The organism is Streptomyces sp. SID14478, from assembly GCF_010548525.1.
In the GTDB taxonomy this organism is placed as follows: Bacteria; Actinomycetota; Actinomycetes; order Streptomycetales; family Streptomycetaceae; genus Streptomyces.
On the sequence record NZ_JAAGMG010000912.1, the window covers coordinates 1 to 24887 of the forward strand.

Genomic DNA, 24887 nt, shown 5'->3' on the forward strand with positions numbered 1-24887 from the left:
CCCTCCGCCCGGTGGCGCTCGCGCTCCTCGACCTGGCGATGCCGCGGGACATCGACGCGGCCGCGCACCGCATCGACGGGGTCCGCCTCGTCGACATCGAGTCCCTCGCCGACGCCTCCGCCGACGCCCCGATGGCCGCCGACGTGGACCAGGTGCGGGCGATCGTCGGCGAAGAGGTCGCCGCGTTCGGTGCCGCCCAGCGGGCCGCGCACATCACGCCGACCGTCGTCGCGCTGCGCACGATGGCCGCGGACGTGGTGGCAGGAGAGATCGCGCGCCTCGACGGCCGGCTGCCCGGCCTCGACGACAAGCAGCGCGCGGAGATCACCCAGACCGTGCGGCGCGTGGTGGACAAGCTGCTGCACGCGCCGACCGTACGGGTCAAGCAGTTGGCGGCCGAGCCCGGCGGTGCCGGGTACGCGGACGCGCTGCGGACCCTGTTCGACCTGGACCAGGAGACGGTCGCAGCCGTCTCCCGGGCCACCCCCCAAGACCGTGAATCCGCTACCGGCACGGCAGGCAAGAATCGAGGCCCGGCATGACCGCCGACAAAGCACTGAGGCTGGGGACCCGGCGCAGCAAGCTCGCCATGGCCCAGTCCGGGCATGTCGCCGAAGCCGTACGCCAGTTGACCGGCCGCGAGGTCGAGCTGGTGGAGATCACGACGTACGGGGACACCTCCCGTGAGCAGCTGGCGCAGATCGGCGGCACGGGCGTCTTCGTGACCGCTCTGCGGGACGCGCTGGTGCGGGGCGAGGTGGACTTCGCGGTGCACTCCCTCAAGGACCTGCCGACCGCGCAGCCCGAAGGGCTCGTGCTGGCCGCCGTGCCGCAGCGCGAGGACCCGCGCGACGTGCTGATCGCGCGCGACGGCCTGACGTTCACCGAGCTGCCCCCGGGCGCCCGGGTCGGCACTGGTTCGCCGCGCCGCATGGCCCAGCTCAACGCGTACGCGAAGAGCCACGGCCTCACCATCGAGACCGTGCCGATCCGCGGGAACATCGACACCCGCATCGGCTACGTACACAAGGGGGAGCTGGACGCCGTGGTCCTCGCGGCGGCCGGGCTCAACCGCCTCGGCCGGAGCGGCGAAGTCACCGACTTCCTCTCCACCGACATCGTCCTGCCCGCCCCCGGCCAGGGGGCACTGGCAGTCGAGTGCACCGCGAACAACGGTGAACTCGCCGCCGCGCTCGCCGAGTTGGACGACCCGTACACCAGGGTCGCCGTGACCGCCGAGCGAGCCCTGCTCGCCGCCCTGGAGGCCGGCTGCAGCGCACCTGTGGGTGCGCTGGCCGACCTGCTGGCCGACGGGCAGATTGTCAAGGAAATGCGCCTGCGCGGCGTCGTCGGTACCACCGACGGCTCCGAACTGGTGCAGCTGTCCACCACCGGTCCCGTGCCCTCGTCCGAGGACGAGGCGCTGGCTCTCGGGCGGGAACTCGCCGCCGAGATGCTGGCCAAGGGTGCGGCCGGTCTGATGGGGGAGCGAGCACGATGAGCCCCACCACCGCTGAATCGACCGCCTGCGCACTGGGGCACGTCACCTTCCTTGGTGCCGGTCCCGGTGACCCAGGACTGCTGACACTACGGGCCGTCGAGGCCCTGACCCGAGCGGATGTGCTGATCGCCGAGCCCGAAGTGCTCGACGTCGTACGGACGCACGCCAGGGCAGGCGTGACCGTGCTCGACGCGGGCACACCAGGACTCACGGCCGCCGCTGACGAGGCGTCAACTGCCGTCGCGGTCCCGGCTGTGAGGGACTGGGCCAATCTTGTCATGGAGGCCGCGCGGGGCGGCAAGCGGGTCGTGCGTGCGGTCACCGGGGACCCCGGGCTCGACACGTACGCGGCCGAGGAGATGCTCGTCTGCGCCTCCGAGGGCATCGACTTCGAGGTCGTACCCGGGATCGCCGCGGCCGTGGGCGTACCCGCCTACGCCGGTGTCCCGCTGCGTGACGCACAGGGCGCGGACGTCCGCTTCGTCGACGCCCGCACCGCCTCCGAGCGCTGCTGGACCGAGGTCGGCGCGTCCGACGGCACGGTCGTCGTGTCGACGACGCTCGACTCGGTGGCCGCGGCCGCGGGGGAACTGGTCGCGGCCGGCCGCAAGCCGGACACCCCGCTGTCCGTGACGGTCGCCGGGACGACGACCCGGCAGAAGACCTGGTCGGCGACGCTCGGCACGATCGCGCAGACGCTGAAGCAGGCGAAGGTGCTGCCGTCGCCGGAGGGCAACCGGCCGGTGATAGCCGTGGTCGGTGAGCGTTCCGCCGCCGCCCAGCGCGACCAGCTGTCGTGGTTCGAGTCCAAGCCGCTGTTCGGCTGGAAGGTGCTCGTGCCGCGCACGAAGGAGCAGGCGGCCTCGCTCTCCGACCAGCTCAGCTCCTACGGCGCCGTGCCGCACGAGGTCCCGACCATCGCCGTCGAGCCGCCGCGCACGCCGCAGCAGATGGAGCGCGCGGTCAAGGGCCTGGTCACCGGTCGCTACGAGTGGATCGCCTTCACCTCGGTCAACGCGGTCAAGGCCGTGCGCGAGAAGTTCGAGGAGTACGGGCTCGACGCCCGCGCCTTCGCCGGGATCAAGGTCGCGGCGGTCGGCGAGCAGACGGCCAACGCGCTGATCGCGTTCGGCGTCAAGCCGGACCTGGTGCCGAGCGGAGAGCAGAGCGCCGCCGGTCTCCTGGAGGACTGGCCGCCCTACGACCCGGTCTTCGACCCGATCGACCGCGTCTTCCTGCCGCGCGCCGACATCGCCACCGAGACCCTCGTCGCCGGGCTCATCGAACTGGGCTGGGAGGTCGACGACGTCACGGCCTACCGGACCGTACGGGCCTCGCCGCCGCCGGCGGACACCCGCGAGGCGATCAAGGGCGGCGGCTTCGACGCGGTGCTCTTCACGTCGTCGAGCACGGTGCGCAACCTGGTGGGCATCGCCGGGAAGCCGCACAACGTGACCGTGATCGCCTGTATCGGCCCGGCCACGGCGAAGACCGCCGAGGAGCACGGGCTGCGGGTCGACGTCATGGCCCCCGAACCGTCGGTGCACAAGCTGGCCGCGGCGCTGGCCGACTTCGGCGCGCAGCGGCGGGCAGCGGCCATCGAGGCAGGTGACCCGGTGACCCGGCCCAGCGAACGGCGGCCGGGAGCGCGGCGGCGTAGGGCCGCTCCGTAGGACAGTGGTGGGGCGGGTGCCCGGTTCCGGCCGGGCGTCCGCCCCGCTTCCTTTTCGCAGGTACGTGTAGATGCGTGCAAGCACATGTAGGTACGAGGTGACAGTGCAGTGACTCGGTACGGCTCTTTCCCCGGTTCGCGCCCCCGGCGGCTGCGGACGACTCCGACCATGCGGCGCATGGTCGCCGAGACCCGGCTGCATCCGGCGGACCTGATCCTGCCCGCGTTCGTGCGCGAGGGCATCGACTCCCCGGTGGAGATCAGCTCGATGCCGGGCGTCTTCCAGCACACCCGGGACTCCCTGAAGAAGGCGGCGGTCGAGGCCGTCGAGGCGGGCGTCTCCGGGATCATGCTGTTCGGCGTGCCGCTGGACGAGAAGAAGGACGGCGCGGGGACGGACGGCACCGACCCGGACGGCATCCTCCAGGTCGCGCTGCGCGACGTACGCGCCGAGGTCGGCGACGACCTGATCGTCATGTCCGACCTGTGCCTCGACGAGTTCACCGACCACGGGCACTGCGGCGTCCTCGACGGGCAGGGCCGCGTCGACAACGACGCGACCCTGGAGCGGTACGCCGAGATGGCGCAGGTGCAGGCGGACGCGGGCGCGCACGTGGTCGGCCCGAGCGGCATGATGGACGGTCAGATCGGCGTCGTACGCGACGCGTTGGACCAGATCGGCCGGGAGGACGTGGCGATCCTGGCGTACACCGCGAAGTACTCGTCGGCGTTCTACGGCCCGTTCCGCGAGGCCGTCGGCTCCTCGCTGCGCGGCGACCGCAAGACGTACCAGCAGGACCCGGCCAACTCCCGGGAATCCCTGCGGGAGTTGGCGCTCGACCTGGAGGAGGGCGCCGACATGGTCATGGTGAAGCCGGCCGGTCCCTACCTCGACATCCTGGCGAAGGTGGCCGAGTCGGTGGACGTGCCGGTGGCCGCGTACCAGATCAGCGGCGAGTACGCGATGGTCGAGGCGGCGGCGCAGCGCGGCTGGATCGAGCGGGACCGGGCGATCATGGAGACGCTGACCGGGATCAAGCGCGCGGGCGCGAACATGATCCTCACGTACTGGGCGACCGAGGCGGCACGCCAGTTGTAGTCCGTTGTCGTACGGTGAGGTCCGCCGGGTGAGAATGCCCGGCATGACGACGCTCACGGCACGCGCCCTCAACAGGTCCACTCTCGCCCGGCAGTTGCTGCTGCGGCGCGAGGCGATCGGGGTCGAGGACGCCATGAGGCGGGTTGTCGCGCTCCAGGCGCAGCAGCCCGCCTCGCCGTATGTGGCGCTGTGGAACCGGGTGGCGGGGTTCGAGGCGGACCAGTTGGACGCGCTCTTCGCGGACTTCCGGGTGGTCAGGTCGACGCTGATGCGGATCACGCTGCACGCCGTGCACGTCGACGACTACCCGGCGCTGCGCGCGGCGGTGGAGCCGACGGTGCGGGGTGCGCGGCTGCGGGACCCGCGCTTCCGGGCGTCGGGGCTGACGGAGACGGACGCGCACGGCCTGCTGCCCGAGCTGCTAGCGCGTACCCAAGTGCCGTGCACCGCAAAGGAGTTGGGGGAGTGGCTGGGGCAACGGGTCGGTGTGGAGGGCCCAGCGGCGGCCACGGCAGGGCGGATGCTGCGCCAGTACGCGCCGTTGTGGCACGCGCCGGTGGCGGGCACGACGTGGGGTTTCACCTCGGACGCCCGGCAGTGCTTCGTCGCGGCGGCCGAGGGGCGGCGCCCGGAGCTGACGGACCCGGAAGCGGTGGCGGAGGGGCTGCGCGTCCTGGTGCGCCGGTACTTGGAGGGGTTCGGCCCGGCGTCCGTGGCGGACATGGCGCAGTTCGGTCTCGTGCAGAAGGGCCGGGTGCGGGCGGCGCTGGGGGAGGACCTCGAGGAGTTCACGGGGCCGGACGGGAAGACGGTGCTGTACGACGTGCCGGGCGGCCCCCGCCCGTCCGGCGAGGAACCGGCGCCGCCGCGGCTGCTGGCGATGTGGGACAGCGTGCTGCTCGCGTACGCCGACCGCGGCCGGCTCCTGCCGCCCGAGTACCGCAAGCACGTGACCCGGGTGAACGGGGACGTGCTGCCGACGGTGCTGGTCGACGGGTACGTGGCCGGAGTGTGGCGGGTGGCGGACGACGGGGCCGGGATCGAGGTGGGCGCGTTCCGGCCGCTGCCGGCGCAGGTGTGGGAGGCGCTGGCGGAGGAGGCGCGGGGCTTGCTGGACCTGCTCACGGGGCGCGACGTGACGGCGTACCGGCGTTATGACCACTGGTGGGTGAAGGGGCTGCCGGTGGTGGAGACGCGGGCGTGGGGCTGACAGCTACTGCTTGCCGGTGCCGACGGGGTCGACGGTGACGCCCGCGTCGGTGGGGCTGGCGCTCGCCGGGAGGTTCAGGGTGATCGACAGGGTCTTGGAGTGGGTCCCGTTGGGCGGCGTGACGACGATCCGGTCGATGTTCACGCCGGAGCCGCCGGTGTCGTTGCGCGGGCTGTGGACGGTGAAGCGGGTCGTCTCGCCGTTCTTGAGGACGACGGTCGGGGTGGCGAGCCCGGTGCGCGTCGCGCTGATGGCGCCCGGGCCGCTGTCGACCTTGAGGTCGACGCCCGGGAAGCCCTTGAGGGAGCAGGCGTCGCTGGTGTTGCGGAGGCTGACGAGGAGGTCGCCCTCGCCCATGCCGTGGGTGACGCCGAAGGCGAGGTTCGCGGTCTTGCAGGGGCCGGTGTTTATCTGACCGCCGCCGCTGCCTTCGGCGGCCGAGTCGTTGCCGCCGGTGTCGCTGCTGGCGGTGGCCGTGGAGCCCTGCTCGGAGGCGTTGCTGCCGCTGGAGTCGGCGGAACCGGCGGACGAGGAAGAGGACGAGGGCGTCGAGGAACCGGAGTCGCTGCTGCCGGTGGCCGCGTCGTCGTTGCCCTGGCAGGCGGTGAGCGAGAGGCCGGCGACGAGGGCCAGGGCGGCGAGGGTGGTCTTCTGAGCGCGCATCGTGAGGCCTCTTCCAGGTGGGGGCGTTTGCCTTACTGATCAATAGGACTCGCTCGGCCCCGCGAGCCGTTCCGTCCAACTGCTTCCTTATACATGGCCGTTACATGAGATGGCATGGGCGGGGTGTGACGCGGCTGCCGGGTGTACGTCACCGAGGGCGGGGCGCGAGGTGGCTCTCGACCCCTGTTCAACCCCGGGAATTGGGGCTTGTGAGGGTGCGGGAGTGCGGAGCGGGGAGCGCGCCGGGGGACGTGGGGGAGCCGGTTTCCACGGCACGGCGGCACACTTGCGCGACCGTCCACCGCTGGGACAGTTCCGTGACAGGCCGGCTCTTGATCCCGTACGTCCTGCGCACCTGCGCACCTGCGCACCTACGTACCTACGCACCTACGCCGCAACGCCGGTCAACTCACGACAGTGCGACGGATCTTGGCCGCTCTTGCCGGTGAACGAATACCTGTGGCCGTAGCCGGAGGAGAAGCCGCCGCCGCGCGATGCGTCCACTGCCGGGGGTGGGGCGGTAATGGGTCGAGTGCTCCGGTGAAGATCGGGCCGAGGCGCGGCGTCTCACCCTAGGGGGAGGGAGGCGGCTGCCGAAATCCGGCGCCGCGGTGGAGGGCGGCGCGGATCTCGGCGACGAAGTGGGCGGGCCGGCGGAAGACGTCGAGTGCGGAGAAGCGCAGAAGGGACCGGACCTCGGGGCATCTCTGGATGCGGTTGAAGCGGTCGATGTCCCGTCGGTGGTGCTCGCGGGTGCCGTGGTACGCGTAACCCTCGACTTCGACGGCGAGCCCTTCGGCGCGGAAGAGGAAGTCGAGGCGCACCTGCCGCCCGTCGCCGGTGAACACCTCGGCCTGCGACTCGGGCCGCAACCCCGCGTCGGCCATGTGCAGCCGGGCCACGGTCTCGGCGGGGGAGCCCGACTTCGGGTCGACGAGGCTCAGCCATTCGCGGGTCCGGGCGGCGTGGCGATGGCGGGCAGGAAGCGCGGCGGTGACGTCGTGCAGGGCGAGGAGCGGAGCCCGGCGGTGACCACGGCCGACGGTCCGATAGGTGAGGGCGGATTCCACGGCTACGAGGGCGAGGTCGCGGGGACCGGACAGAAGGAGGTCGGCGAGGGTACGGGCCGGGGTGGTCACGCGTAAGCCCCGCACGTCCTGTACGTCGCTGGGGGCGAGACGCATGCGGTGTACGCGGCGGCGACTGCCATTGCTCCGCGTGCGGAGCGTCGGATCGATGAACTCCGGGGCAGGGCGGGCGATGTCGAGCGTCTCGATACGCCAGAGGGCGGCGGCCGCGAGGTGACTGACGACGAGCTGGGGGCACAGAAGCTGCTCGGCGAGGAGGCACGTACGAAGGTCGACGTCTGCGCCGGGGCCGGGTTCGGCCCATGCGCCGGCCCGCACTCGACGCCATCCTTCGCGTACCAACTGTCGGTGCAGTGGGCGCGGTTGCCATCCGGCGACGAGGGCGTGGGCGGTGAAGAGGATCCCGGAGCGGGCGAGGGTGCGGAGGCGCGGTGGGGGACCGGGGGTTCCCTGCGCCGACTTCGACGGGCTTCGCTGCTCCATGGGGGCAAGGGTGCCGGGGTGGGGGCGGGGGCGGGGCGGGCTGTGGATAACTCGGACGGTGTGGAAAGTGCCGGTAGGAGCGCGGAGACGCGGGTGCCGTGGTCCGCTCACGTTGCCGGGTGGGCCGGACGGTGGTGGGTGGTGGCCCGTCGCTTCGCGACGGTGGGGTGGTGACGGTGGTTCGAAGTCGCCGATCCGCCGGTGGGCGCCTTCTTCCTTGGATTACGTGGCCGTTCTCCGGTGGGTGGCTGAGCTACCTCCGTTCGTTGAGCGTTGTCTGACCCCCGCCTTGGGCTGGCTTTCGGTGGTTGCGGAGGACGGGTGGAAGGGCAGAGAGTCACCACTTCCCCAAAGGCCCTTCGGTCGCCACCGCCACTCGACGTGGCTGGTTGAGCGGCGCGTATGTGGGGTGGTCACGGTGGACAAGACAAAGACGCAGCAAGGGGGAGGGGGTGGTGGGGCCGGTCCGTCGTCTGCTGGTGTGTGAGTGGTCCTCAGAGGGGTGGTGGAGGGTTCAGGACATCCCATGGAATGCGGTGGGTGTCCCGAACCCTCCATCAATCGAACTGGAGGGTCGGATGCGCCACGTGTGACGCGTGTGACGACCACACCCCCCCACCAGCCGCACCCGACCCACGCCCCCCACCCCACCAGCCGCACCCGCCCCACGCCCCCACCAGCCGCACTCGATCCACGCTCCCCCCCCACCAGCCGCACCCGACCCACCACCCCCACCCACCCCTTCCTCTTGCTGCGTCTTTGTTGTCCACCGTCACCACCCCCATACGCGCACTCAACCCGCCACGTCGAGTGGCGGGTGCGACCGAAGGGCCTTTGGGGAAATGGTGACTCTCTCCCCTTCCACCCAGAGCCTCAGCCGACGAAAGCCAGCCCAAGGCGGGCGTCAGACGACACTCAACGAACGGAGGTAGCTCAGCCACCCACCGCACCCCAGCCACGCAATCCAAGGAAGGAGGCGCCCACCGGCGGAGAGGCGACTTCGAACCACCGTTACCACCCCACCGTCGCGAAGCGACGGACCCTGAGCCCCACCGTCCGGCCCACCCGGCGACGAGACCGGACCAGGGCATCCGAGATGCCGGACCTGGGCGCCGATCAGCATTCGCCCGCCCTTCGCTTCCGTCAGGGACGCATCGCCTCGCGGTCTGGGCGCTGTGATCGAGGAGTTCGGGCATCTGGGCGTGGGCAAGTCCCGTCGGTGGATCAGGATTCGTCCCGCGTGGCCCCGGAGCCCGGGGAGTCAGTCCGGCGAGTGAGACCGGGGAGTCCTCCGCATCGACACCTTTGCGTTGGCCGTGGCGTCCGAGGTCCGAGGTCCGAGGTATGACGGCCCGGGCGGGCGTCTTCCGCATAGGCGGGGGTGGGGTGGTGTGGGCATGACTCGGCCGCGGCGGCTTCCCCTCCGCGCCGCCGCGGCCGATCCCCGTCGGGAAAGAAGGTCTCAGGCGCCCGTGGCGGGGGGCGCGGGCATGTGGCTGTCCATCGTCACTATGGCGTCGTCGCTCGGCGGGGCCGGCATGTGGCTGTCCTGAGTGGTCACGGTGCCGTCGCTGGGCGGCGCGGGCATGTGACTGTCCTGAGTGGTGGCCTCTTCGTTCTTCTTCTTGGCATCGCTCATGGTGAGGACTCCTTGGATGACGGCCTGGCGCGATGGGAACGCCCGCTCGGCGACTCCCCCGAGGGTCTCCGAACGGGCGTTCCAGGGGCGCTCACTTTATCTGTGAGCCCCGCGGCAATCCGTCTGCCCCCCGACGCGACGGATCGACGAATTGAGAGTCGCAGGTGCCCATAAACGTTCGATGAACGCCTACCGCTGTCGTCACGCGGCGCTGACCGGACTGAGGAGGCGGCGCAGGTCCGTCGCCTCCCGGGCCCCGGTGAGCTCATGAATGACCAGGGCTTCCTGCCAGCAGGCCCGGGCGCGATCCGTCTGGCCCAGGGATGTGAGGGCGCGGCCCAGCAGCGTCAGAACGTTGGCGCGCATCCACTCCCCTCCGATGCAGCCGGTGGAGAGGGCCTGCTCGGCGTGTTGTGCCGCCTGGGCGGGCCGGCCGGCGTGGAGATGCACCCCGGCCATGCGGTAGTGCGTCGTGCCCTCCCACAGGCGCTGGCGGCTGTCGACGAACACCTTCAGTGCCGCGGAGAGCTGATCGAGGGCTTCCGCGTGCAGGCCGCTCTTGCTCAACGCGATACCGAGGGCGTACCGGGCGTTCGCCAGCCGGAACGTGAGCCCCAGGTCGTCGTAGATGTGCATGCCCTGCCGGACCAGCTCGATGGCGCGGGAGGTCTCTCCCATGTCGACGAGGACCCGGGAGAGGTTGCACAGCGCGCTCGCTTCTCCCGGCCGGTTGTCGTCGGCGCGGAAGGCCTCGATCGCGGCGAGCAGGTAGGTCTCGCTGAGGGCCGGCTGGTTCATCAGGTTCGTGATGATGCCCTGCTCATTCGGGGCGTTGCCGTTGGTCCAGGGGTCCCCGGACGTCCGTCCGAGCTCGATGGCTTGTTCGGCCTCGTGCCGAGCCTGCTCGAACTCGCCTGCCCTGGAAAGGACTTGGGCGAGGGTCGTGCGGGCGCGGCCTTCGGCGTGGGCCTCACCGGTCCGTGCCGCCGCGTCGCGCGCCGCTCGCGCGACCGCCTCGTAGCGAAGCGAGCTGACGCCGGACTCGGCGAGGTCCTTCGAGGCCATGAGGAGGTCGACGGCACGCCTCAGCGTGGGCGGCTCCAGGGACTGCTGCACGCAGGCCAGGATGCAGCCGGCCTCGGAATGGAGCCAGTCGAGTGCCTTGGCGTCATCGCCGAACGCCTGACCCGGGACGCCGGTCGCCTCCAGGTGATCCACGGTGCGGTCTCCCGGCCGCTCGATCGCGTAGACCCCCGCCGCCGTGGCCAGGTAGAAGTCCAGCAGTCGCGACATGGCCGTCGCCCGCTCCTGCGGCAGCGTCTCGTCCCGTTCCGCACACGCACGCGCGTAGAGCCGGACCAGGTCGTGGTACCGGTACCTGCCCGGCGCCGCCGACTCGACAAGGGACGTGTCCACCAAGGACTCCAGTACGTCCTCGGTCTCCTCGACGCCCAGGTCCAGGACCGCCGCGGCCGCCGCCAGCGAGATGTCCGGGCCGTCCGCCAGGCCCAGCAGGCGGAACGCCCGTGCCTGGCCCGGCTCCAACTGGCCGTAGCCCAGCTCGAAGGTGGCCTTCACGGCCAGGTCGCCGGCCTGGAGTTCGTCCAGGCGGCGGCGCTCGTCCGCGAGTTTCGCCGCCAGTACCGACACCGTCCACGTACGACGGGCCGACAGCCGCGACGCCGCGATGCGGATGGCCAGCGGCAGGAAGCCGCACGCCGCCACCACGTCCAGCGCCGCCTCGCGCTCCGCCGCGACCCGCTCCTCGCCCACGATGAGCGTGAAGAGCAGCAGTGCCTCCTCCGGCGACATCACGTCCAGGTCCACCAGGTGCGCACCCGCCAGGTCCACCATCCGCACCCGGCCCGTGATCAGCGCCGCGCACCCCTCCATCCCGGGCAGCAACGGTCTGACCTGGGCCGCGTCACGGGCGTTGTCCAGCAGTACGAGGACCCGGCGGCCGTCCAGGGTCGAGCGGTACAGCGCCGCCCGCTCCTCCAGGGAGTCCGGGATCGCCGAGTCGGGGGTGCCCAGCGCGCGCAGGAAGGAGCCCAGTACCGCCTCCGGTTCCGCCGCCCGCGAACCCGCGCCCTGCAGGTCCACGTACAACTGGCCGTCGGGGAACGAGGGCCGCGCGGCGTGCGCCACGTGCACCGCCAGCGTCGTCTTGCCCACGCCGCCGATGCCCGCCACCGCCGACACCGCCATCACCGAGCCGCCACCCGTGTCCGGGGACGCCGACGACAGGACCTCGCTCAGTTCCGTGACGAAGGCTGCGCGGCCCGTGAAGTCCGGCACCGTGGCCGGTAGTTGGGCCGGCCGGAGCGGGGCCTTGGCCACCTCCGTCGCCGGGGCCGAGGGCTCTGCCAGTGCCGGGTCCGCCCGCAGGATGCGCTGCTGGAGGTCCGACAGGCCGGGGCGAGGGTCCACTCCGAGTTCGTCCGCCAGCAGGCGGCGCGTGTCCGCGTAGACGGCGAGGGCTTCTGCCTGCCGCCCGCTCCGGTACAGGGCCAGCATCAGCAGTTCGCGCAGGCGCTCACGAAGCGGGTGCGCCGCCGTCAGGGCCGTCAGTTCCGAGACCGCCTCCGCGTGGCAGCCCTGCTCCAGGTCCATGTCCAGGCGGGATTCGACCAGTTGGAGGCGCCATTCCTGCAGGCGTGCGCGCTGCGTCTCCGCGTACGGGCCCGGCACGTTCGCCAGGGGTTCGCCGTCCCACAGGGCCAGCGCCTTGTTCACCAGCGCCCGCGCGTGGCACAGGTCGCCGCCCTGGCGGGCCTTCTCGGCATCCGACCAGAGGGACTCCGCCGCCGCCAGGTCCAGGGCGTCGGGGCTCAGCGCGCGGATCGCGTAGCCACCCGACTCGCTCACCAGGGCGCCGGCCGCTCCGGAGGCGCCGGGGTTCAGCACCTTCCTCAGGCGGGAGGCGTACGTGCGGATCGCCGCCAGGGCCTGCTGCGGGGCGGCCTCGCCCCAGACCGCGTCGATGAGTTCGCCGGCCGTCGCCGTGCGGCCGTCGCGCAGGAGCAGGGCCGCGAGCAGGGCCCGCTGCTGCGGTGAGCCCGGCGGCAGCAGTTCGCCGTCGCGCCATGCCCGGACCGGGCCGAGCACGCTGAAGCGCAGGCCGGAGCCGGTGGCCGGCGCCACTTCCGAGATGTCCTCGGGTGTGCCGGACCGCCGCTGCACCGGAACCCGCGGTCCACCGTCCATCGTCGCTGCCCCCTGCCGCCGCACCAGCACCAGTCACATCTCGTTCGCACGGAGTCCAAGCGGCGTGCCGCTTGGACAACTCCGCCAGTTTGCCTTGTTCATGGCAGATACGTCAGCTCCGGGAGACAGCCATCACAGACACCTCACGCACGCGAACCTCGACCCCTACTAGCTGACGGGTCGTCAGATCGGCGCTACCGTGAGCCCATGGAGACCACGGAGACCGGAAACACCCAAAGTGCCCTGAAATCCGACGACTTCCCCCTCATCATCTCCGTCGACGACCACACGGTCGAGCCGGCGACGGTCTGGTCCGACCGGCTGCCGAAGAAGTACCTCGACGTCGGGCCCCGGATCGTTCGCGCTCCCCTGAAGGAAATGACCTTCCTGGGCGGCAAGTTCGCGCCCGTCATGGGGGCGCCCGGTGACGACGGGCCCATCGGTGACTGGTGGGTCTACGAGGATCTGCACCGGCCGCTCACCCGGCTCGACACCGCCGTCGGCTACGACCGCGACGAGATCAAGCTGGAAGTCATCACGTACGAGCAGATGCGGCCGGGGTCCTTCGACGTTCCGGCCCGTCTTGCCGACATGGACGTCAACCACGTCCAGTCCGCGCTCTGCTTCCCGACCTTCCCGCGCTTTTGCGGGCAGACCTTCACCGAGGCCAAGGACCGTGAGCTCGGGCTGCTCGGCGTGCGCGCGTACAACGACTGGATGGTCGACGAGTGGTGCGGGCCCCAGGCGCAGGGGCGGCTCATACCGCTGACCCTCGTTCCGCTGTGGGACGCGGAGCTGGCGGCGGCGGAGGTGCGCAGGAACGCCGCCCGTGGCGTGCGCGCCGTCGCCTTCTCCGAGATTCCGCCGCACCTCGGGCTGCCCAGCATCCACGGCGACGAGTGGGACCCGTTCCTGGCCGCCTGCGCCGAGACCGGGACCGTCATCGCCATGCACATCGGGTCCAGCAGCAAGATGCCGTCGACGTCGGCGGATGCGCCGCCCGCCGTCGGGTCGACCATCACCTTCGCCAACTGCTGCTTCTCGATGGTGGATTGGCTCATGAGCGGGAAGTTCGAGCGGTTCCCGGAGCTCAGGATCATGTACGCCGAGGGGCAGATCGGGTGGATCCCCTACATCCTCGAGCGGGCCGACGTGGTGTGGGAGGAGAACCGCGGCTGGGGCGGCGTCGCCGACAAGGTGCGCAAGCCGCCGAGCGAGTACTTCGCCGACCACGTCTTCGGGTGCTTCTTCGACGACGCCTTCGGGCTGAAGAACCTCGACTCCATCGGGCTCGGCAACGTCCTGTACGAGACCGACTATCCGCACTCCGACTCCACCTGGCCCAAGTCCAAGGAGGTGGGGGAGGCGCAGATGGGGCACCTGGCGCCGGACGTCGTCGACCGTATCGTGCGGGGCAACGCCATCGATCTGCTGGGGCTGACCGCGGACGGGCTGTGGAGTCCGTCGGCCTGAGGCGGAGCGGCGTGTCGCAGGCGCGCCCCCGTGCCCGCATTCCCCGTACCCGCACTCCCCTTGTCTGACGGTACGTCAGGTACGAGTATGGGCTCCGTCCATAATTGACGGTCCGTCAGATGGGGTTACGGGTATGACGCGCCTCGCGTACGGGATGCAACTCCCGATCCAGTCCCAGAGCACCATGTACGCCGAACCCTGGGAGGCCGGCGCGGACGTCGGTGATCTCGCCGAGATCGCCCGCGCCGCCGACCGGGGCGGCTTCGACTACATCGCCTCCTGCGACCACGTCGCCATCCCGCGCCGGCTCGCCGAGGCCATGTCGACCACCTGGTACGACCCCGTCGCCACGCTGTCCTACCTCGCCGGGATCACCGAGCGCGTGCGGCTGCTCAGCCACGTCGCGATCGTCGGGCTGCGGCATCCGCTGCTGTCCGCCAAGCAGTACGCGACCGTGGACCACCTGAGCGGCGGGCGGCTGATCCTCGGGGTCGGCGCCGGGCACGTGCAGGAGGAGTTCGAGGCGCTGGGCGTCGACTTCGCGCGACGCGGGGCCGTGCTCGACGAGAGCGTGGACGCGCTGAGGGCCGCGCTCGGCCCGGATGAATTCCCCTCCTTCAAGGGGGAGTTGTACTCCTTCGAAGGGCTCGGGCAGCTGCCGCGTCCCGCGCAGAGCCGGGTGCCCGTGTGGGTCGGCGGGTCCTCCGCGCCGGCCATCCGGCGCGCCGCGCTCAAGGGCGACGGGTGGCTGCCGCAGGGGGACCCGCGCGACCGGCTCCCCGAGAAGATCGAGAAGTTGAAGCGGCTGCGCGCCGAGGCCGGCATCGAGGCGCCGCTCACCATCGGCACCATCACCGAGCCGCTGTACGTCGGCGCGCCCGCCTGGGAGGTCGGGCGGCGCACCCTCTCCGGCGACCCCGGGGCCATGGCCGAGTCGCTGCGCGCCTACGCCGCCATGGGCGTCCATCAGATCCAGGTCCGCTTCCGCAGCCGCGGGCGGGCCGAACTCGTCGACCAGATCTCGGCCTTCGCCGCCGACGTCGCACCCCAACTCAGCTGAGGAGCACCGGACATGGGCAAGCTCGACGGGCGTGTAGTGATCATCACCGGTGCTGCGCGCGGGCAGGGCGAGCAGGAGGCGCGGCTGTTCGCCGCGGAGGGGGCCAAGGTCGTCGTCGCCGACGTGCTCGACGACCAGGGCGAGGCGGTCGCCAAGGAGATCGGCAACGCCCTCTACGTACATCTCGACGTGAGCAAGGAAGAGGAGTGGGGGGCCGCCGTCGCGGCGGCCAAGGCCGCCTTCGGGAAGGTCGACGGGCTCGTCAACAACGCGGGGATCCTGCGGTTCAACGAGCTCGTCTCGACGCCGCTCGACGAGTTCATGCAGATCGTGAACGTCAATCAGGTGGGGGCGTTCCTCGGGATCAAGAACGTCGCTCCGGAGATAGCCGAGGCCGGGGGCGGGTCCATCGTGAACACCGCCTCCTACACGGGTGTCACGGGGATGGCGTACGTCGGCGCGTACGCCGCCACCAAGCACGCCATCGTGGGACTGACCAAGGTCGCCGCGCTCGAACTCGCCGCCAGGAACATCCGCGTCAACGCCGTCTGCCCCGGCGCCATCGACACCGCCATGAGCAACCCGGCGCAGCTCGACCCGAACGCGAACACCGAGGAGTCCGCCGCGGCCCTCGACGGGCTGTACCGCAAGCTCGTGCCGCTCGGGCGCGTGGGCAGGCCGGAAGAGGTCGCGCGCCTCGCGCTGTTCCTGACCGCGCAGGAGGACTCGGCGTACATCACCGGGCAGCCGTTCGTGATCGACGGGGGGTGGCTCGCGGGCGTGAGCGTCCTGTGAGCCAGGCCCCTGGCCGTACCCACCAGTCCTGACGATGCGTCAGGTATTGACGGTCCGCAGGCGCAGTGAAACAGTCGATCCATCCAATCTGACGATCCGTCAGAAACTGACGAGGACGGTGAACCTCCTTGGAATTCGGGCTCTTTGTACAGGGATATGTGGGCAAGCAGGCGCTGACGGACCCGACCGCCGAGCACCGCGCGCTCATGAACGAGACCGAGTACGTCATCCAGGCGGACAAGTCCGGCTTCAAGTACGCCTGGGCGTCCGAGCACCACTTCCTGGAGGAGTACTCGCATCTGTCGGCGAACGACGTCTTCCTCGGGTACCTGGCGCACGCGACGGACCGCATCCACCTCGGGTCGGGCATCTTCAACCCGCTCGCGCAGGTCAACCACCCCGTCAAGGTCGCCGAGAAGGTCGCCATGATGGACCACCTCAGCGAGGGGCGGTTCGAGTTCGGCAGCGGGCGCGGCGCCGGCAGCCACGAGATCCTCGGGTTCATACCTGGTGTGACGGACATGAACTACACCAAGGAGATCTGGGAAGAGACCATCGCCGAGTTCCCGAAGATGTGGCTCCAGGACGAGTACGTCGGGTTCCAGGGCAAGCACTGGTCGCTGCCGCCACGCAAGATCTTCCCCAAGCCGTACGGGAAGTCGCACCCCGCCATGTGGTACGCGGCCGGGTCCCCGCCCTCGTACGCGATGGCCGCCAGGAAGGGGCTGGGGGTGTTGGGGTTCAGCGTGCAGAAGGTATCCGACATGGAGTGGGTCCTGGAGCAGTACAAGACCGCCATCCAGGACGCGGAGCCCATCGGGGACTTCGTCAACGACAACGTCATGGTGACGTCGACCGCGATCTGCGCCGAGACGCACGACAAGGCGGTGGAGATCGCCGTGGGCGGTGGGCTCAACTACCTGCAGTCGTTGGTGTTCCGGTACCACGACACCTTCCCGCGGCCCGAGGGCATTCCGGAGTGGCCCGAGATCCTGCCCGAGTACTCCGCCGAGATCATCGAGCTGCTCATCGCCGAGGAGCTGATGATCTGTGGGGATCCGGACGAGGTGCTGCAGCAGTGCAAGCGGTGGGAGCAGGCGGGGGCCGACCAGTTGTCGTTCGGGTTGCCGATCGGGATCTCGCACGAGGACACGCTGAACTCGATCAGGCTGATCGGTGAGCATGTGATTCCGAAGATCGACACGGATCCGGTCCACCGGACTACCCGGTTCAGGTCTGCCGGGGTCTGATCGGACGGCTGCCCCGGCTCTCCTCCTCCCGGACAGGAGAGTCGGGGCCCTGATCTCGTCCCTGCCACGGGGCTCCGCCCCGGATCCCGCTCCTCGATCGCCGGAGGGGCTTGAAACACGGGGCTCCGCCCCGGACCCCGCTCCTCAATCGCCGGAGGGGCTTGGGGGTCGGAGGGGCTTGAAAGTGGGCTCCGCCCCGGACCCCGCTCCTCAATCGCCGGAGGGGCTTGAAGGTGGGCCCCGCTCCTCGATCGCCCAGAGGGGCTTGGGGGTCGGAGGGGCTTGTTCGGTTCGTCATTACGTCGGAGAGGCTCGAAGATTATGCTCGATCACCTCATCAAGGGCGCCACCGTCGTCGACGGGACCGGTGCCCCTTCTTATGTTGCCGATGTCGGGATCCGCGACGGGCGCATCGCCGTCGTCGCCGAGGCCGGTGCCGTCACCGAGGAGGCCCGTAGCTCCGAGGACGCCGCGGGGCTGGTGCTCGCGCCCGGGTTCGTCGATCCGCATACGCATTACGACGCGCAGCTGTTCTGGGACCCGTACGCGACGCCCTCGCTGAACCACGGGGTGACGACCGTCGCCGGGGGCAACTGCGGGTTCACGCTCGCCCCGTTGAACCCGGAGCGGCCCGAGGACGCCGACTACACGCGGCGGATGATGTCCAAGGTCGAGGGGATGTCGCTGGTCGCGCTGGAGGAGGGGGCGCCCTGGACGTGGAATTCGTTCGGGGAGTACCTGGCGGCCCTGGACGGGAGGATCGCCGTCAACGCCGGGTTCATGGTGGGGCATTGTGCGCTGCGGCGGTACGTGATGGGGGCGGACGCCATCGGTGGGCAGCCGAGCGAGGCGCAGATGGAGGCCATGCTCGGGCTCTTCCACGAGGCCATGGAGGCCGGGGCCTGGGGGCTGTCCACCACCCAGTCGTCCACGCACTCCGACGGGGACGGCAAACCGGTCGCCTCGCGGCATGCCGAGCCGGCCGAACTCATCGCTCTGAGCAAGGCGGTCGGGGAGCACGAAGGGACGCAGATCGAGGCCATCGTCGCCGGGTGCCTCGATCAGTTCAGTGACGACGAGATCGACCTGTTCGTGGAGATGAGCTCCGCCGCCGGGCGGCCGCTCAACTGGAACGTGCTGACCGTCGACGCCGCCGTGCCCGAGCGCGTACCGCGTCAGCTGGCCGCGAGTGAGCGGGCGCGGAAGGCCGGCGGGCGGATCGTCGCCCTGACCATGCCGATCCTGACGCCGATGAACATGTCGCTCGGGACCTTCTGCGCGCTCAATCTCATCCCCGGATGGGGCGAGATCCTCGGGCTGCCCGTCGACGAGCGGATCGCGAAACTGCGCGACCCCGACGTGCGCGCCGAGATGCTGCGCCGCGCCGACAGCAAGGAGGCCGGGGTCTTCCGGCGGCTCGCGGACTTCGGGCGGTACGTCATCGGGGACACGTACTCGCAGGCCAACGAGGGGCTGACCGGGCGCGTGGTGCGGGACATCGCCGCCGAGCGCGGGCAGGAGGCCTTCGAGTGCCTCGTCGAGATCTGCGCCAACGACCGGCTGCGGACCGTGCTGTGGCCGATGCCGACCGACAACGACCCGGACTCGTGGGCGCTGCGCTCCGAGACCTGGAACCACGAGGACGTCATGCTCGGCGGGTCCGACGCGGGCGCGCACCTGGACCGGATGTGCGGGGCCCCGTACACGACGCGCTTCCTCGGCGACTGTCTGCGCGGGCGCAAGCTGATGGGCCTGGAGGCGGCGGTGAAGATGCTGACCGACGACCCGGCCCAGCTGTTCGGGCTGCGCGAGCGGGGGCGGGTGCAGGAGGGCTGGCACGCGGACCTGGTGCTGTTCGACCCGGAGACGATCGACGCCGGCAAGGCCACCCTCGTGCACGACCTGCCCGGCGACAGCCCCCGGCTCGACTCGAAGGCCATCGGCGTGACCGCCGTGTGGGTCAACGGGGTCGAGGCCATGCGCGGCGACGTCGTCAGCGGCGCCGTGCCGGGCAAGGTGCTGCGCTCCGGCGCGGACACGCGGACGGTGAGCACCCGGTGAGCGAGGCGCAGAAGCTCTTCATCGGCGGGGAGTGGGTCGCGCCGGACGGCGGGCACTACGACGTCGTCGACCCGGCGAGCGAGGAGGTCGTCGGGCAGGCGCCCGAGGCGTCCCGGCAGCAGGTGTACGACGCCGCGCGCGCCGCCCGCGACGCCTTCGGGACGTGGTCGCGCACGACGCCGCGGGAGCGCTCCGCGATCCTCGACCGGGCCGCGGACCTCATGCAGCGGGACTTCGCCGCCAACGCCGAGCTGGCGCAGGCCGAGAGCGGGGCCACCAGCGGGACCGCGCGCGGCATGCAGGTGGCCGTGGGCGTCGCCCGCTTCCGGCGGTACGCGCAGGGCGCCCTGGAGCCGGTGGAGGAAGGGCTGCCGCCGCAGATCAGCGAGGCCGGGCCGATGGGGAAGGCGGGGGTGACGGGCGCGCTGGCCGTGCGCCAGCCCGTCGGGGTCGTCACCTGCATCACCTCGTACAACAACCCGTGGGCCAACCCGGCGGGCAAGGTCGCCCCGGCCCTCGCCATGGGCAACACGGTCGTCGTGAAGCCCGCGCCGCAGGACCCGCTGTCCGTGTACCGGATGGCGGCCGCCCTGGAGGAGGCGGGTGTGCCGCGCGGCGTCGTGAACGTCGTCAGTGGCGCCTCGGTGGCCGCCGGGGAGGCCGCCGTCGACTCGCCGGACGTCGACATGGTCAGCTTCACCGGGTCCACGGCCGTCGGGCAGCGCATCGGCGAGGTGTGCGGGCGGTCGATGAAGCGGCAGCTGATGGAGCTGGGCGGGAAGGGCGCCGCGATCGTCCTCGGCGACGCCGACCTGGACTCGGCGGTCGCCGGGATCGGGACGACGTACGCCTTCTACAGCGGGCAGATCTGCACGGCGCCGACGCGGGCGCTCGTGCACCGGTCCGTGTACGACGAGTTCGTCGCGAAGCTCACCGCGTACATCGGGTTCATGAAGGTCGGGGACCCGCGGGCGCAGGGGACCGTGGTCGGTCCCGTCATCTCCGCCGCGCACCGCGAGCGCGTCGAGTCGTACGTGGAGCTGGGCAGGAAGGAGGGCGCGACGGTCGTCGCGGGCGGGGAGCGGCCCGCCGGGACCGGCAAGGGGTTCTACGTCGCTCCGACCCTCCTCGCCGACTGCACCAACGACATGCGCGTCGTGCGGGAGGAGATCTTCGGCCCCGTGGTCGCCGTCGTGCCCTTCGACGGGGACGAGGACGAGGCCGTCGCGCTCGCCAACGACTCCGACTACGGGCTCATCGACTACGTGTGGTCGGGGGACGTCGCCCGCGCCTTCCGGGTCGCGCGGCGGCTGCGGGCCGGCGGCGTCGGCGTGAACACCATCGGGCGGAACATGGAGGCCCCGTTCGGCGGGTTCAAGAAGAGCGGGGTGGGGCGGGACGTCGGCTCGTACGCGCTGCACGCCTACAGCGAGCTGCAGTCCATCGTCTGGCCGGGGTGACGAAGTCCACGAGATCTGCACGGGAAATTTTTGAACCAGGGCAAATCGGACCCGGCTGCGATTACCGAATATCGGACGCCGGGCCGATCGCCTTGCAATAGGTGGATGGATTCTGCAATCTTCTGTGTAAGTCGAAAGTAGTTGCCCGAATTGCCCATGGATAGTTAAGCGGCGAAGTCCTGATGAATCCCGCCAGATGTGGAAACCGCAGGATTTAACGTCCTGTTCATGACTCAGCTGGACGTGCGGCCCCAGGAGGGCATCAGGGAGGGCAAGGGCCTCGGCGGCAACTCCGTCGGGCTGCTCGGCAGCGCCGTCATCGGTGTCTCCACTGTCGCGCCGGTGTACTGCCTGACCTCGACCCTGGGCTCCACCGCGGGCGAGGTCGGCCTGCAGATGCCCGCGGTGTTCCTGGCCGGGTTCCTGCCGATGCTCCTCGTCGCCTTCGCGTACCGGGAGCTCAACAAGGTCATGCCGGACTGCGGCACGTCGTTCACGTGGACCGTGAAGGCGTTCGGGCCGCGGGTCGGCTGGATGTGCGGCTGGGGCCTGGTGATCGCCACGATCATCGTCCTGTCCAACCTGGCCGGCGTCGCGACCTCGTACTTCTGGCTGCTCGCGGGCGAGATCACCGACAGCGACTCGGTGGCAGGCCTCGACGGCAACAAGGCCGTCCACATCGTGACCTGCCTCGTGCTCATCGCCGCGGCGACCGCGATCAGCTACCGCGGCATGACCGCGACGAAGGGCGTGCAGTACACGCTCGTCGGGCTCCAGCTGGTGGTGCTCGCCGTCTTCGTCGCGATGGCGGTGGCCAAGGCGGGCTCCGGGGACTTCGCGGGCACGTCGGTGGACTTCTCCTGGTCGTGGCTGAACCCGTTCTCCGTGAAGTCCTTCGGGGCGTTCACGGCCGGCCTGTCCCTGTCGATCTTCATGTACTGGGGCTGGGACACCTGCCTGACCGCCAACGAGGAGACCATCGGCAGCGACAAGACGCCCGGCCGCGCCGCGCTCATCGCGATGGTCGTGCTCGTCGGCTCGTACCTGGCCACGGGTGTCGCCGCGCAGATGGTCGTCGGCTCGGGGCAGCGGGGCCTCGGCCTCGCCAACCCGGAGACCTCCGACAACGTCTTCGCCGCGCTCGCCGGCCCCGTGATGGGCCCGACCCTCGGCATCCTGCTCTTCGTCGCGGTCCTGGCGTCGGCGGCGGCCAGCCTCCAGACCACCTTCATCCCGGTCGCCCGCACGGTCCTCGCCATGTCGACGTACGAAGCGCTCCCGGCCTCGTACGCCCGCGTCCACCCGCGCTTCAAGACGCCCGGCCGCGCCACGGTCACGGCGGGCGTGGCGACGGCCGTCTTCTACACGGCGATGACGCTGGTCTCCGAGCACGTCCTGGTCGACACGATCTACGCGCTCGGCCTCATGATCTGCTTCTACTACGCGCTGACGGCGTTCGCCTGCGCCTGGTACTTCCGCGGCGAACTCTTCGCATCCGTACGGGACTTCGCGTTCAAGGGACTGTTCCCGACACTCGGCGGCGTGCTCCTGTCGGCCGTCTTCACCAAGACGCTGGTCGACATGTGGAACCCGGCCTACGGCAGCGGCTCGTCCGTGTTCGGCGTCGGCTCGGTCTTCGTGATCGGGGTCGGCCTGCTGCTCGTGGGCGTCGTCATCATGCTGGTGATGGGCCGCCGCAGCCCGGCGTTCTTCCGCGGCGAGGTGCTCAACCGGGACACGGAGGTCCTGGTCGTCGCCGAGCCCTAGGGTCTGTCTTCGGCCCGGGCGCGGGGGACCACGACGATCTGGACGTCGTCCTCGTAGAGCACCCGGCCCGGGTCGGCCGAGCGCACCAGGCGGCAGTCGACGCCGTGCGCGGCCAGGATCTCCAGGTAGCCGGGGACCCGGTCGAGCAGGTGCGTGGCCGTTGGCTTGAACCAGGCCGCGGCGCCCGGGTTGACCTCCTCGTCGTAGACCGTGGGGTCGACGGTGGAGGGGTCCGTGTACGCGGCGTCGTACCAGGCGTTGTTCACGCGCCGGAAGGACTCCTGCTCGGCGGTGAGCCGCCCCTCCCTGGCCAGGTTGTTGACCAGCCCGAACAGGCCGGTGAACGTGCCCCGCCGGTTTCGGTGCGGCGACTGGAAGCGTACGTATCCGGTCGTGCCGTCATCGGCGGGGCCGCGCGTCGTCATGCCGTGGTCCTTCTTCTTCCGGGGGCGAAGGGCGTCAGGCTACGCGCTCTTTCCCAGGAAGATCGGGTTCGTGAACGCCGCCAGCGCTCCCGGCAGGCCGGTCGTCGCCGGGGCGTGGCGGACCTCCGCCCTCACGTACGCCGCGTACGACGCCGTCGTGCGCCAACTCGCGGTTCCCGTACCGGAGTCCGGCAGCGGCGCCGACGTGAACAACGTGCCCTGGTCCGTGACGATGTGGAGCGTGCAGCCGGGGGCGCCCTTCACCTCCAGGTCGACGGTGACCGGGGCGTCGGGGGACACCTCCAGGCGTGCGCCGAGGGCCGCCACCTCGCCCTTGCCGCCGGTCGCCGTGAACGCCACGGACACCTCGGACGACTCGGCGACGTACGAGCGGCCCGCCCGGATGCCGTCCTGGATGGCGTCGCGGGTCAGGTCGTCGGCCAGGACCACCGTCTGGGGGCCGCCGATGCGGTCCGGGTCGCGGTGCGCGTCGCTGTTGCCCATCGCCGGGATCCACGACCCCTTGCCCCGCGAACGCGCGTACGCCACAAGGGTGTTGTCCCAGTCCTGCAGGGAGACCTCGTCGTCCGGGGTGTACGGGCCGTTCCACACCTCGACCGCGTCCGCCTCGCCGAAGCCGAACTTCCAGCCGCAGCCGATGCACGTGGCGTGCGGGTGCGCCGGGACGACCAGGCCGCCCGCCCGGCGGATCTCCTGCGCGTACTTCGCCCAGCGGTTGTCGCGGGCCCGGTAGCGCCAGTCGATGAAGGTGCCCGGGTCCGTGCCGAGGGCGACGACGTGCCCGTTGCGCGTGGTGACCTCCTCGCCGATCAGGACCAGCAGGTCGTCACCCGCCACGTCCGACCAATGCGCCTGCGAGGAGTGCGTGTTGTGGTCGGAGGTGTTGATGAAGTCCAGTCCGGCCGCACGGGCGAGCGCACCGACCTCGGCCGGGGTGCGGCGGCCGTCCGAGTACCAGGTGTGGATGTGGCAGTCGCCGCGGTACCAGGCGCGGCCCCGGCCGCGGGCCCGGGACGGCGGGTACACGGGCTTCGGCGTGGTGCCGGACGCGCCGTGGGTGAGCGTCACCGTCACCTCGTACGGCAGGCCGTCCGGCGCCACCGTGTACGGGCCGAGCGCGATGTGCCACGTGCCCGCCCGGACCGGGCCGGGCACGTAGCCGGGCGTCGCGTCGTCGGCCCGCAGGAAGAACTCGGTGCGCGCCCCGCCCGACCAGCCCCGGAAGCCCTTGCCGCCGAGCGCCGTGCCGCGCTCGTCGAAGATGCCGATGTCGAGCGCGTTGTTCTGGGTGCCGGCCGGGACGGTGGCCTTCGTGTACGTGTAGGAGACCTTGATCTCCCGCACTCCGCGCGGCACTTCCACCGGCAGGTACACGTAGTCCGGTGCGCCCGGCGGCAGCGTGCCCTTGAGCGTCTTGGTGGACTGCGAGCCGTCGGCGGCGCTGGCGAAGCTCATGGTGCCGAGCGTAAGCGCCGTCGCCGCCCCGGTCACGAGCAACGTCCGTCTGCCGATGCCGTGTTCGTCATCCGTGCACATGCTGAGCTCCCCAGGGGTCGGGTGTGACGTGTGCGACCCTGGCATTGAGCCGTGAACGGCCCCTGAAGGGAAGGGGCTCGGCGGATGACGTGCGGCCGGGCTACGAGCGGCGGCGCCTGCGGAACAGGACCGCGACGACCAGGATCACGAGCACGACCAGCACGATCAGGATCCAGCCGAGCGCCCCCAGCGACCCGCCCTTCTTCTTTTTCTTCTTCTTGATCCTGCTCTTCTTGCCGCTGCTGTGGGACTTCGAGACCTTCGTGGCCGACTTCGCCACCGAGTGGTGCGGCTTCGCGGCCGACCGCTCCTGCTGTGCGGCCGCCGCCGCGGTCGTGTGCGCCGCCGCGGACGCCGTCGCCGGTACGCCAGCGAAGAGCAGCGCCCCCAGCAACAGCAGCACGGTCGTGGGCCGTGTACGCATGAACATGATGAACTCCCCCGTCGGTCAAGGCTCGCCGAGACTATTACCGCGCG

Annotated in this window: 18 protein-coding genes and 1 pseudogene; 12 read left to right on the forward strand and 7 right to left on the reverse strand. The window is 70.9% G+C overall.

The features are described 5' to 3' along the window. The 5 genes and pseudogenes from G3I40_RS29515 to G3I40_RS29535 all read left to right on the forward strand — a co-directional run. A pseudogene (locus G3I40_RS29515) lies at positions 1–542 on the forward strand (glutamyl-tRNA reductase); the annotation flags it as partial. Beyond that, positions 539–1501 carry a hydroxymethylbilane synthase gene (gene hemC / locus G3I40_RS29520; RefSeq protein WP_164305628.1) on the forward strand — a complete coding sequence of 321 codons (963 nt, stop codon included), beginning with the start codon at positions 539–541 and terminating at the stop codon, positions 1499–1501. The pseudogene G3I40_RS29515 and the gene hemC, both read left to right, overlap by 4 nt. Further along, a complete protein-coding gene (locus G3I40_RS29525; protein WP_164305630.1) occupies positions 1498–3174 on the forward strand; it encodes a uroporphyrinogen-III synthase in 1677 nt (558 codons plus the stop codon). Before hemC ends, G3I40_RS29525 begins: the two co-directional genes overlap by 4 nt. Positions 3175–3282: 108 nt before the next feature. After that, positions 3283–4272 carry a porphobilinogen synthase gene (hemB, locus tag G3I40_RS29530; RefSeq protein ID WP_164305632.1) on the forward strand — a complete coding sequence of 330 codons (990 nt, stop codon included), beginning with the start codon at positions 3283–3285 and terminating at the stop codon, positions 4270–4272. A 34-nt stretch (positions 4273–4306) separates the two neighbouring features. Then, complete coding sequence (locus G3I40_RS29535) at positions 4307–5482, forward strand: winged helix DNA-binding domain-containing protein (protein WP_164305680.1); 1176 nt, start codon at positions 4307–4309, stop codon at positions 5480–5482. A gap of 3 nt (positions 5483–5485) precedes the next feature. Here the strand turns inward: G3I40_RS29535 and G3I40_RS29540 are convergent, their stop codons facing one another. From G3I40_RS29540 to G3I40_RS29555, 4 genes are all read right to left on the reverse strand, one after another. Beyond that, complete coding sequence (locus G3I40_RS29540) at positions 5486–6145, reverse strand: DUF4232 domain-containing protein (RefSeq protein WP_164305634.1); 660 nt, start codon at positions 6143–6145, stop codon at positions 5486–5488. 572 nt (positions 6146–6717) lie between these two features. Next, entirely contained in the window at positions 6718–7716 is a 999-nt protein-coding gene (locus G3I40_RS29545) for a hypothetical protein (protein ID WP_203644993.1), read from the reverse strand. 1462 nt (positions 7717–9178) lie between these two features. Then, complete coding sequence (locus G3I40_RS29550; protein WP_164305636.1) at positions 9179–9355, reverse strand: sigma-like protein; 177 nt, start codon at positions 9353–9355, stop codon at positions 9179–9181. Positions 9356–9556: 201 nt separating this feature from the next. Beyond that, positions 9557–12562 carry a BTAD domain-containing putative transcriptional regulator gene (locus G3I40_RS29555; protein ID WP_164305638.1) on the reverse strand — a complete coding sequence of 1002 codons (3006 nt, stop codon included), beginning with the start codon at positions 12560–12562 and terminating at the stop codon, positions 9557–9559. Positions 12563–12769: 207 nt separating this feature from the next. Between G3I40_RS29555 and G3I40_RS29560 the strand changes: the two genes are divergently transcribed. The 7 genes from G3I40_RS29560 (at position 12770) to G3I40_RS29590 (ending at position 22428) form a co-directional block, all read left to right on the forward strand. Beyond that, the gene (locus tag G3I40_RS29560) at positions 12770–14035 is read left to right on the forward strand and encodes an amidohydrolase family protein (protein WP_164305639.1); all 1266 of its coding nucleotides are present in this window, start codon (positions 12770–12772) and stop codon (positions 14033–14035) included. Between the two features lie 133 nt (positions 14036–14168). Beyond that, on the forward strand, positions 14169–15095 hold the full coding sequence (locus G3I40_RS29565) for an LLM class F420-dependent oxidoreductase (protein ID WP_239092011.1): 927 nt from the start codon (positions 14169–14171) through the stop codon (positions 15093–15095). A gap of 12 nt (positions 15096–15107) precedes the next feature. Beyond that, positions 15108–15890, forward strand: coding sequence for an SDR family NAD(P)-dependent oxidoreductase (locus G3I40_RS29570; RefSeq protein WP_164305641.1), 783 nt, complete (start codon positions 15108–15110; stop codon positions 15888–15890). Positions 15891–16018: 128 nt separating this feature from the next. Further along, the gene (locus G3I40_RS29575; protein ID WP_164305643.1) at positions 16019–17140 is read left to right on the forward strand and encodes an LLM class flavin-dependent oxidoreductase; all 1122 of its coding nucleotides are present in this window, start codon (positions 16019–16021) and stop codon (positions 17138–17140) included. A 321-nt stretch (positions 17141–17461) separates the two neighbouring features. Continuing rightward, the gene (locus tag G3I40_RS29580) at positions 17462–19201 is read left to right on the forward strand and encodes a D-aminoacylase (protein WP_164305644.1); all 1740 of its coding nucleotides are present in this window, start codon (positions 17462–17464) and stop codon (positions 19199–19201) included. Beyond that, positions 19198–20661 carry an aldehyde dehydrogenase family protein gene (locus tag G3I40_RS29585; RefSeq protein WP_164305646.1) on the forward strand — a complete coding sequence of 488 codons (1464 nt, stop codon included), beginning with the start codon at positions 19198–19200 and terminating at the stop codon, positions 20659–20661. The genes G3I40_RS29580 and G3I40_RS29585 overlap by 4 nt, the downstream gene beginning before the upstream one ends. Positions 20662–20889: 228 nt before the next feature. Further along, positions 20890–22428: an APC family permease gene (locus tag G3I40_RS29590; RefSeq protein ID WP_164305648.1), complete on the forward strand. Its 1539-nt coding sequence runs from the start codon at positions 20890–20892 to the stop codon at positions 22426–22428. On the opposite strand, the gene G3I40_RS29595 is transcribed toward G3I40_RS29590, so the two are convergent. From G3I40_RS29595 to G3I40_RS29605, 3 genes are all read right to left on the reverse strand, one after another. After that, positions 22425–22853 carry a hypothetical protein gene (locus G3I40_RS29595; RefSeq protein ID WP_164305650.1) on the reverse strand — a complete coding sequence of 143 codons (429 nt, stop codon included), beginning with the start codon at positions 22851–22853 and terminating at the stop codon, positions 22425–22427. The two genes, G3I40_RS29590 and G3I40_RS29595, sit on opposite strands and share 4 nt — an antisense overlap. Before the next feature lie 39 nt (positions 22854–22892). After that, a complete protein-coding gene (locus G3I40_RS29600) occupies positions 22893–24410 on the reverse strand; it encodes a CehA/McbA family metallohydrolase (RefSeq protein ID WP_164305652.1) in 1518 nt (505 codons plus the stop codon). A 100-nt stretch (positions 24411–24510) separates the two neighbouring features. Continuing rightward, on the reverse strand, positions 24511–24840 hold the full coding sequence (locus G3I40_RS29605) for a hypothetical protein (RefSeq protein WP_164305654.1): 330 nt from the start codon (positions 24838–24840) through the stop codon (positions 24511–24513). Positions 24841–24887 lie beyond the last annotated feature (47 nt).

Bases quoted from the DNA above. Each gene is read 5' to 3' on its own strand.
- hemC (WP_164305628.1), top strand. From the start codon at position 539: ATGACCGCCGACAAAGCACTGAGGCTGGGGACCCGGCGCAGCAAGCTC.
- G3I40_RS29525 (WP_164305630.1), top strand. From the start codon at position 1,498: ATGAGCCCCACCACCGCTGAATCGACCGCCTGCGCACTGGGGCACGTC.
- G3I40_RS29535 (WP_164305680.1), top strand. From the start codon at position 4,307: ATGCCCGGCATGACGACGCTCACGGCACGCGCCCTCAACAGGTCCACT.
- G3I40_RS29540 (WP_164305634.1), bottom strand. From the start codon at position 6,145: ATGCGCGCTCAGAAGACCACCCTCGCCGCCCTGGCCCTCGTCGCCGGC.
- G3I40_RS29545 (WP_203644993.1), bottom strand. From the start codon at position 7,716: ATGGAGCAGCGAAGCCCGTCGAAGTCGGCGCAGGGAACCCCCGGTCCC.
- G3I40_RS29550 (WP_164305636.1), bottom strand. From the start codon at position 9,355: ATGAGCGATGCCAAGAAGAAGAACGAAGAGGCCACCACTCAGGACAGT.
- G3I40_RS29555 (WP_164305638.1), bottom strand. From the start codon at position 12,562: ATGGACGGTGGACCGCGGGTTCCGGTGCAGCGGCGGTCCGGCACACCC.
- G3I40_RS29560 (WP_164305639.1), top strand. From the start codon at position 12,770: ATGGAGACCACGGAGACCGGAAACACCCAAAGTGCCCTGAAATCCGAC.
- G3I40_RS29565 (WP_239092011.1), top strand. From the start codon at position 14,169: ATGACGCGCCTCGCGTACGGGATGCAACTCCCGATCCAGTCCCAGAGC.
- G3I40_RS29570 (WP_164305641.1), top strand. From the start codon at position 15,108: ATGGGCAAGCTCGACGGGCGTGTAGTGATCATCACCGGTGCTGCGCGC.
- G3I40_RS29580 (WP_164305644.1), top strand. From the start codon at position 17,462: ATGCTCGATCACCTCATCAAGGGCGCCACCGTCGTCGACGGGACCGGT.
- G3I40_RS29590 (WP_164305648.1), top strand. From the start codon at position 20,890: ATGACTCAGCTGGACGTGCGGCCCCAGGAGGGCATCAGGGAGGGCAAG.
- G3I40_RS29595 (WP_164305650.1), bottom strand. From the start codon at position 22,853: ATGACGACGCGCGGCCCCGCCGATGACGGCACGACCGGATACGTACGC.
- G3I40_RS29600 (WP_164305652.1), bottom strand. From the start codon at position 24,410: ATGTGCACGGATGACGAACACGGCATCGGCAGACGGACGTTGCTCGTG.
- G3I40_RS29605 (WP_164305654.1), bottom strand. From the start codon at position 24,840: ATGTTCATGCGTACACGGCCCACGACCGTGCTGCTGTTGCTGGGGGCG.